The organism is Ligilactobacillus acidipiscis DSM 15836 (genome assembly GCF_001435755.1).
Taxonomy (GTDB): Bacteria; Bacillota; Bacilli; order Lactobacillales; family Lactobacillaceae; genus Ligilactobacillus; species Ligilactobacillus acidipiscis.
This window is the reverse complement of record NZ_AZFI01000170.1, coordinates 1-4,051: the sequence shown is the minus strand read 5'-3', so window position 1 is coordinate 4,051 and position 4,051 is coordinate 1. Positions and strand designations below refer to the sequence as shown.

Below are 4,051 nucleotides of genomic sequence, written 5' to 3'. Positions count from 1 at the left end.
GGCAAAGTAAGTGTTACAAGTAGAAATGTGACGCAAAGTCTGGCGAAGTAAGTGTTACAAACGGGAATGTGACGCAAAGTTTGGCAAAGTAAGTGTTACAACTCTTTAATTACTGCTCCTTCCAAAAATATTGCTCCACACGTAAAAAGCGACTCCCGTCACTTGCCAAGTTTATCCATGGCAAGCGACAAGGAGCCGCTTTTTACTTATTCTTGCTGTGGAAATCTTTTAGCCACGTCGACTTCATCTAAATGCAACGCTGTGTCCTTCGTGCAAACGACGGCGGCTAAGGCATCCATCCCGTTCGGAGCTGCCTTACCAGCTAGTAATTTGGAAGGGTTGCTTATCATGTTCGATAAATCTGTTAACTTGTCGACAGCTGTTTGTGATGCATTGCCATTGATCAGCAATTGATATTCCGGGTTTTGATCCAATTCTTTATGCAAGACGTCGATAAATTGCGGTTGTTGCGCTTCGCCTTGGTCCAATGTTAGAGCGACACGTTCTCGGAAGGTACCTAAATATTTACGCTGTTCGTCCGGCTTGATCTTAGGTGTTCCATATAAGCTTTCCGATAAACGATCGTTTAAGTCTCCATCAGTCATTATGTGATCCTCCTTTAAACTCGTTCCTTATACTCAACTATAACATATACTGTTCAGTAATTTAATCATTTTCCTTGCCAATCGTTTGCTCGAACAAACTGCTAAAATAAATTCTGACTAAAAATACTGCTGTCATAAGCTTTTGGAGCACTTGCAAATAGGCTCCACAAAAAATTCACTTGAAAAGCAAACGTATGTTCGTATAATAAAGAGTGAGGTGGTAATTATGAAAACAGCAGTCCAACATGTTGATGTGATGGAAGAACGGATCAACCATTATTTTAAGACTCATATTAGGGCGCGCTATCAGATTCAAATCGTCAATGACAAATTCGATCACTCATTCAATTTCTTTTTTTTATACAAAATGGGCAATGAGAACACTCGCTCGATCCCGATCCGTGTGATCAAAGATTACGACTGGGTTTACTTTGAAAAAATCGTGCGTGAGTTGCATCGAAGAGTTAATTTTACCTTGCGTTTCACTGGTTTTGTAGGTGAGATCTGGCAGTCGAATGGAAAAATGATCCCGCGTTATATGTAAAAAACCGAAGACAACAAAAACTGGCGGCTTTGTTTGTCTTCGGCTTTTCAAAATAAGATAGAAGTTAATGACTGCTCAGGGGAGAACAGTCAAGAACCCAATCAACTTTAGCAGATTTGCAACTTGAATTCAATTGACGTGTTCGTTGTTCAAATGTTTGTCAGCCGCCACATTACGAGCAGAAGGGCGGAATAACATGACATTTTCTATCAAAATTACATTTCAACTCGGTTTATTTATTTTATTGTGCATTGCGATCTATAATTTGACCAAAAGGAAATGAATGAGCATTAAAGTGGAGCCGTTTTAAAGCATTGGGTATAATGAAAATGCTTAGATAAGCAAATCTAATTCAAGGAGTGTTTACTATGAGTAGCTTTGATGATAAATTGGATGAAGCAAAGAGTAAAGGGAAAGAAACATTAGGCAAGGTCACTGGTGATAAAGGCACAGAGGCTGAAGGTAAAGCAGAAGGCCTTGCAAGTAAAGCAAAACATAAGGCAGAAGACGTCAAAGATGCCGCTAAAGGTGCTGCTGAGGGTTTGAAGAAGAGCGCAGATAAAGACAAAGAATAAGCATGAAATATAATGAGGGCTAGCCAGCAAATGCTAGTCTTTTTATTTGCACAAATTAGTACTCCGCAAGCCATATTTATAAAAATAGCTACTCTCTAAATAATTTATATTTTTAACAAATTCTCTTTCTTTGTCCGTTATCATCCCGTTTGCCTGTGATCCAAAGCATGAATTATTCAGGTCTAAGATCGTTTTTTAATACTAATTTTATTCTGGTGACCTTTAAACTGAATCCTTGAAATACATTTCGCTAGTTCAAAAAATGCAGTTTAAAGAGCAAAGTCTAGGTGCTTTTATTTGTTTTTTTCACTACTCAAAATGACAAAAAAGGGGTATCATGATCCAATAGTACAGTCATTAAAATGTTATAGGGAAGAGAATTAATATGAACGTAGTTAATGAACTAGTCACTGTTGTTGGTAAAAGAAATGTCATTACCGACAAAGCAAAATCTTTACGTTTCCGGAAAGGATATCGTTCAGGTAAGGGGGAGGCACTAGCAGTAGTATTTCCAACCACTTTAATGGAAATGTGGCGTGTTCTGAATGTTTTGCATGATAACAACATTATTATTATCATGCAGGCATCCAACACTAGCTTGACAGAAGGATCTACACTAGCTCCCGGTTATGACCGACCGGCAGTTGTTGTAAGCGGAGCGAAAATCAAAGATCTACAGTTGATCAATAATGGGAAACAAGCACTTGCGTTTCCTGGAACGACACTGTTTCAACTAGAAAATGAATTAAAGCCGCTCAAGCGAGAGCCACATTCAGTTATTGGTTCATCTAATTTAGGGGCATCAGTAATTGGTGGTATTAATAACAATTCCGGTGGTGCTTTGATCAGAAGAGGTCCAGCTTATACAGAGCTATCATTATATGTGTGGATCGATGAAAATGACGAAATGCACTTAGTTAATCATTTGGGTATTGATTTGGGTGAAACACCTGAAGAGATCATTACTAATTTGCAAAATCGTAATTTTGATGTAAATCAAGTTCCAGCTACTAAACGCCATGGTTCAATGTACCAACATGAACAAGTTTTGCGTGATGTTGACTCAGATAACCCCATTCGCTACAATGCCAACCCTAAAGAATTGTATGAAGTATCTGGCTCTTCTGGTCACGTTGCTGCGCTTGCTGTCAGATTAGATACATTCCCAATGGATAAGAAAACACAAATGTTTTACATTGGGACCAATAACCCTGATGAGTTGGAAGATATACGTCGCCATATCATGACAACTTTCAAAGAATTACCTGTTTCTGGTGAATACATGCATAAAGATGCTTATAGATTAGCCAAGAAGTATGGTAAAGATTCTTTGGTTGTGATCGAAAAAATCGGTACAGGACACTTACCACAGTTGTTTGCGCTAAAAGCGTGGGGCGAACGCTTCTTGAAGCCTATTCCATTTTTCAAGAATTATTTTCCAGATCGCTTACTACAAACATTAAGTCATTTATTCCCTAATCAAATGCCTAAAAGATTAGATGACTATTATGAAAAATATGATCACTATCTGCAATTAAAGATGGCTGACAATGGTATTGAAGAAGCACGTGAATACCTTAAGTCTTACTTCGCAAAGGCCAGTGGTGACTACTTTGAAGCTGATGCAAATGAGACCAGTAAGGCGGCAACGCACCGCTATGTAACGGCGGGTGTTGCTATTCGTTATCAGGAATTGAAGCAGGATAGTATTGATATCTTGCCATTAGACATTGCGTTGGCAAGTAATGAATATAAATAGTTTGAACATTTACCTAAGGAAATCGAAGATAAAATAGAGTATAAAATCTATTATGGTCATTTACTTGACCACGTAATGCACCAAGATTATATTTTAAAGCCAGGTGTCGATGCACATAAACTTAAAGAAGAAATGTTGAAAATCTTGGACGAAAGGCACGCTGTTTATCCGGCCGAACACAATGTAGGACACTTATACTTAGCGTCACCGGCCTTAGTCAACCATTATAAGAAAAATGATCCAACCAACAGTTTCAATCCGGGTATTGGTAAACAATCAATGTCTAAGTATTGGGGAGAATATTAAGCACGAGCTTTTGAATAGCCGCTATAATTTATAACCTAAAAAACATGTACTAGATCCTCATTAATGCCATGCAAAAAGGATAAATGCCCTGAAGTTTTAGGTCACTTATTAGGGGCTTGGATCTTTGAGATTTTTCGTCATGATTTCAAAGCACGAGAAAAACATTTGGTGCTTGATTAGCACTAGTTATTAAAAAGGGATTGGGACAAAATATCTCCAGTTTGATAAAAATTAAGGTTCTTTATCAAGTGGTACTGATGAA

3 protein-coding genes and 1 pseudogene are annotated in these 4,051 nt (G+C 38.0%); 3 read left to right on the top strand and 1 reads right to left on the bottom strand.

Going from position 1 to position 4,051, the window contains the following annotated elements; all coding sequences use genetic code 11:
- Positions 1–206 precede the first annotated feature (206 nt).
- Entirely contained in the window at positions 207–605 is a 399-nt protein-coding gene (locus FC65_RS09225; RefSeq protein WP_010497496.1) for a DUF1694 domain-containing protein, read from the bottom strand.
- Positions 606–831: 226 nt separating this feature from the next.
- On the opposite strand from FC65_RS09225, the gene FC65_RS09220 reads away from it, so the two are divergent.
- The 3 genes and pseudogenes from FC65_RS09220 (at position 832) to dld (ending at position 3,789) form a co-directional block, all read left to right on the top strand.
- A complete protein-coding gene (locus FC65_RS09220) occupies positions 832–1,149 on the top strand; it encodes a hypothetical protein (protein WP_056972448.1) in 318 nt (105 codons plus the stop codon).
- A gap of 368 nt (positions 1,150–1,517) precedes the next feature.
- Positions 1,518–1,724, top strand: a complete 207-nt coding sequence (locus FC65_RS09215) for a CsbD family protein (protein WP_010497492.1) — start codon at positions 1,518–1,520, stop codon at positions 1,722–1,724.
- Between the two features lie 385 nt (positions 1,725–2,109).
- A pseudogene (gene dld, locus FC65_RS09210) lies at positions 2,110–3,789 on the top strand (D-lactate dehydrogenase).
- Positions 3,790–4,051 lie beyond the last annotated feature (262 nt).